This is a genomic window from Endozoicomonas sp. YOMI1, assembly GCF_024606345.1.
Lineage (GTDB): Bacteria > Pseudomonadota > Gammaproteobacteria > Pseudomonadales > Endozoicomonadaceae > Endozoicomonas.
In genome coordinates, this window is sequence record NZ_JAHHPM010000422.1 from 1 (window position 1) to 4,661 (window position 4,661).

Here is a 4,661-nt window from a genome sequence, read left to right on the forward strand (position 1 = left end):
ATTAGAGCTGTTCAGAATTATAACAGTCAGCTTTTGATGGGTGCTGAATAGTTACTTTAGATTTAGTTGAGGGGGAATAATAGATATTGGCACCATTGGTGTAGAAAATGGATAAACATAGTTTTGATTATTGGACAAGGGATTAGAACTTTCACCAGAATTGTGATGAATATCAACAACTGATGAGCTTTGCGAGGTTGATTTCTCTGAACCTGAAAAACTATTTCCAGTCGTATTTTTCAACGATGAGGCAAGTAGAGGATGATTAACATTTAAAAAGTCTGAGTGAGAATTCGCTTCACCGACCATACTCCAAGCCTGATCAATTCTTAATTCGGGTTGGCTGGTAATAATTCTGGTATTTTGGTTAGTCTCCTGGTATGCCCTGGGTTTATGTGATAATTCTAACGTCTCACTTTGTTCAGATTCCTGAGAATAAATAACCCTGACTGACATTTTTTTAAAACGGGAATCACTTAATGGATTATGGAAGCTTTCACCGTATGGAATTAAGGGGTTTACATATTTACATGGTGCAGTTTGATCAACTCGCAGCCCGAATACTAAACCACGTTGCTGCGGCCAGTTTTTAAAAGCCAATCTTTCATTCGGCATAACAGACTTATACGCTTTCTTATACGCTTTCTGAAATCTCGAATACAACGAGTTTGAGTCAGAATATGGATCAGCCATTGAATTGTTGATTTATTGAATTAATGATTTGGACTATTCCTTCTTATAAAAGTTCCTCCCTAACAAATCCCAATCGATGTTTATGTCAACTAAGCATAAGGATATCCTATGGCTATTAATAACAGCGACGTTAAGCGCTTCGAAAGTGAGGGGTCTCACAGATGAGGAAGACTGAGGCCTTAGGGCAGGACGGGAGAAATAGAGGTTGATTCAAGCTCATTATTTTTTGCTTTATTCGATTCTCTTATAAAGGCGGAAGCTTGCCTTCCAGCGATTCTTGCTTGTTCTTTATCACCGGTATTCTTGAAAACTCTATCGTAAGCCTTCCGGTAAGCCTTCCGGTAAGCCTTCCGCTCGTAATTCCCTTGATGGGACTGGTTGTAAGCCTTCCGGGAAGCCTTCCCTTTCTCGGACTGTTCGTAAGCTCGTTTCGCAGCCTTCCCTTTTTCGGTCTGTGCGTAAACCTTCTGGTAAGCTTTATGGTAAGCCTTCCCTCTCTGTGACTGTGCCCAAGCTTTATTGGAAGCCTTCCGTTTCTCGGACCGTGCGTAAGCCTTATCATGAGAGATGTCCAGAGCTTCACCAGAGCCGGAATCAGAAGCTTTAAAACCCAACTCATTTCCTGGAAGAGGTGTATTTCGTTGAGGCAGTTCACAATTTAGTTGAGGGCTAATAATAGCAATCGGCACCGCTGGTTGCTGAAGGAAGTTTTTAGTCGTTTTATCAGAACGAATAGAACACAGAACATTAGCTACTTCTACAACATCACGGGAGAAGGCCTGACATGATGTGCCAGATTCAGAAAAAGTAGTATCTTGAAAATAAGCAGGGTGATTAGTGACTGCATCAAAATGAGCAGAAGAGTTAAGTCTATCCATTGAAATATTTAAATATTGAAATATTGAATTTCAGCTTAAGACCACTCTTTCTTATATAAAGTTCCTTCCTGAAACAACCCATTCACTATTTATGCTAAACATGCATAAGGACTTGCTGTGGCTATCAAAAATAGCGATGTAAAACTCTTCGAAAGCCAATGCCTCAAGGAAGATGGCGATGGTCAGGTGACAAGCAATGAGATCATTGATGGCAACGTCAACAATCTCTTTCAGGATATTTCCCGGATCGACCGCACCATTGGTGATGTGGGCTAATGAGGGGGCGAAAAATATTGTGCAGTAAAGTTCAAATAGCCCTGCTTACCTCCCACCCGGTTCCATCGTTTGACTGACTTGATAATCCGCTTCAAACACTTTTGAAGTTCTTCAGACGTTTTTATAAAGTCATCTTCCTTAAACTGGTAGGTATATCCCTCGGTCATCGCTGCCACGTCATCCAGGGTGGCTCGCCCAAGGCGCCATTCACAGATCGTAATCAGCTGACTGCTTAGTTGCTGTTCAAATAATGACAGGTTCTTCGTCTTCGAAGGTCTGTTTACGAACTCCGCCCGGTAGTGCTCAATGGTGGCTTCAAGTGCCCGTTTGACATCCCAATCCTCCAGAATAGGGTTCTGGTAATAGAAATTCATAATCGGGTATTCAAGATTTTGAAGGACATCTTCATATTCTTCAGTAAATTCCACTGTGCATTCCTCATCAATTAAACAGGGGATAATAGACCATTTTGCTTGTTCTTCATCACCGGTATTCTTCAAAATTTCATAGTAAGCCTTCTGGTAAATCCTCTGGTAAGCCTTCCGTTTTTCGGACTGAGCGTAAGCCTGCCCTTTCTTGGACTGTGCCCAGGCTCGTTTGGAAGCCTTGGTTTTCTCGGACTGTGCGTAAGACTTATCATGAGAGATGCTCAGAGATTCACCAGAGCCGGAAGCAGCAGCTTTAACATCCAACTCCTTTCCTGCAAGAGGTGTATTTCGTTGAAGTAGTTCACTATTTAATTCAGGGCTTACAATAGCAATCGGCACCGTTGGCTGCTGAAGGAAGTTTTTAGTCGTTTTATCATTACGCTTAGCACACTTCGAAAGCCATCGTTTCACGGATGAGGAAAATGGGGGCGCTCAGGTGACTGATAATGAAGTCATTGATACAACATCAATAATCTCTTTCAGCATATTTCCCGAATTTTGAACCATTCGACACGAGGCACTGTCGAAGTGCCTGCGTGTTATATATGAAAAATGGTTGTCTTTTAGTCATGAGTATTGTCTTGGTAGATACAGGGGTAAGGCTATCGTATACTGATGCCTTCTGGTTTCAATATGAAGGGTACCGGGAGGACACCTGTGTCGTGTATTCTGCCATAAGAGCCTTTACTGACTCTGTTGCCAGAAATGTAGAATTAGCCAGTGAAAACTTTGTTCAACATTTGGATGTTCATCTGGGAGAGCGCATTTCAAAGCGTATAAGTGAATGGAAAGTTTCAATTCCATTAGCGATTCCAGTGAGTCAGGAAATGTTTGATTTTACCACAGGACCTCATTTGGAAAATTCTCCCAGGGCAAGAGAGCTGTCGCAATATTTGAATTCACTTCTAAAAGAAATGACACATAAAGGTATTACACCAGAGCAATCATTAACTAAAATAAGCGAGTTGAATGACCTGACTCAGGCGTTTGCTGATGAAGCTAGTGGTCTGCCTGAAAGTTGGTATCGTTATGACCCTCAACCCGATAGAGGGCTACCCATTCTGTCCTCTCCAGGATACCCCCGGAATGATCCTCGCCATAATCCAGAAGAGGACTTTTGCCTGAGAGAGCTACGACTTGGTTATGCTCAAATAATGCATCAACAAATTGTTAATTCAGTGAGAACTATTTTTAAACGCATGAGTGATTTGTCATTACCATTTAATCAGACAAATAGTGATCGCACAGGTGAAGATGAATCCAGATGTGTGATCAATTTTAGAGAGCATTGGTTGAATAATAAAATATTGTGTGAAGAATTAATTAATGATCAGCATCAGGATATTACAGCGGGAATAGAATCTCTGGATTTTAACAAGCGAATGTTTTTAATGGTTTGAGTCGTTTAGCGGTAACTGAGTCCTGCCTGCATTGGATACAACTGTGGTTCAAGGCCTCTAAATCAGGGCTTGCCAATGAGATTTATTCGCATTAAGAGCCCGGTTCACCCATCCAAGGCTTCAACTACCAGACAACCCGAGTTCAAACTGCAGGAACTTTTTGATAAAAAAAAAAGTCAAATATTTTGCCGGTTTTAAACGAACCTTAATGCCAATACTTTCCACCGTCATCACCCTGTTTTTCTGATTACTCTATGTATTATTGATATGGATTCATTACCAAAAGCAGCAAATTCATTCTCGACAGTATCGTTTACGAACCTTGGGAATTGCCCAGTGCAACCTGGAAAAAATTCAAACGATGAAACTGCACACTGCCAGTTCCCAGGTAACAAAGAGCAGCTAAGACAGGAATTGCTGGATGCTGTGAAGGCAGGCACGTTAGGTGCTCGACAGATTAATATGTGCGATGCGGAATCATTTCATACAAGATTCAACAATGAGTCGGTTTATCTTGACCATCACGATGAGTTACCAAAAGGGCCAAGACCCGTCATCCTGATAATGGAAGACGTGCCCTCGATATTAAGACCGGACCACGTCACCGTTGGCATTATAAATCCCGATACGCTCGCTGCGTATAAAGAAAATGCCAAAACAAACGCCTTAAAGAAGAATGCTGTCAAGCCGGATGAATTGCTTGTTAAATGCCTGCCTGACCACAGATCACTGAAAAGGAGATTGCTGGAAAAAGCTGACTGCACCCATCCGAAATATCGGAAAACAACATCAGGACATCTGCTCAAGAACGGTACATTCAAACCGCCTGAATTCAGGGAAAAAGATTATGAACAGTACAAATGCCATTCAGAATGGTTAACCACCGGGTATAAAAAATCACAAATCAAGTGCTTTATATCTGTAAAAGAGAATATTGACAAAAGCATTACCGAGCATTTACAGGATAAGCACCAGTTAGAAGAGGT

General features: G+C 41.5%; 6 protein-coding genes. 3 read left to right on the plus strand and 3 right to left on the minus strand.

The features are described from left to right. Nucleotides 1–51 precede the first annotated feature (51 nt). A complete protein-coding gene (locus tag KDK15_RS14945) occupies nt 52–693 on the minus strand; it encodes a hypothetical protein (protein WP_257296185.1) in 642 nt (213 codons plus the stop codon). 179 nt (nt 694–872) lie between these two features. Continuing rightward, nucleotides 873–1,307 (minus strand): hypothetical protein, encoded by a 435-nt coding sequence (locus tag KDK15_RS14950; RefSeq protein ID WP_257296186.1) that lies wholly within the window; start codon nt 1,305–1,307, stop codon nt 873–875. 381 nt (nt 1,308–1,688) lie between these two features. Here KDK15_RS14950 and KDK15_RS14955 point away from each other — a divergent pair, with 381 nt between their 5' ends. Then, nucleotides 1,689–1,847, plus strand: a complete 159-nt coding sequence (locus KDK15_RS14955; RefSeq protein ID WP_257296187.1) for a hypothetical protein — start codon at nt 1,689–1,691, stop codon at nt 1,845–1,847. Here the strand turns inward: KDK15_RS14955 and KDK15_RS14960 are convergent. Beyond that, on the minus strand, nt 1,844–2,539 hold the full coding sequence (locus tag KDK15_RS14960) for a hypothetical protein (RefSeq protein WP_257296188.1): 696 nt from the start codon (nt 2,537–2,539) through the stop codon (nt 1,844–1,846). The genes KDK15_RS14955 and KDK15_RS14960 overlap by 4 nt on opposite strands. A 398-nt stretch (nt 2,540–2,937) precedes the next feature. Here KDK15_RS14960 and KDK15_RS14965 point away from each other — a divergent pair, with 398 nt between their 5' ends. After that, entirely contained in the window at nt 2,938–3,675 is a 738-nt protein-coding gene (locus KDK15_RS14965; RefSeq protein ID WP_257296189.1) for a hypothetical protein, read from the plus strand. A 336-nt stretch (nt 3,676–4,011) separates the two neighbouring features. Beyond that, nucleotides 4,012–4,661 (plus strand): hypothetical protein (locus KDK15_RS14970; RefSeq protein ID WP_257296190.1); only part of this gene is annotated, 650 nt, incomplete at its 3' end.

What these genes read in the sequence shown, in the direction of transcription:
- KDK15_RS14945 (WP_257296185.1), bottom strand. Translation starts at nt 693, where the DNA reads ATGGCTGATCCATATTCTGACTCAAACTCGTTGTATTCGAGATTTCAG.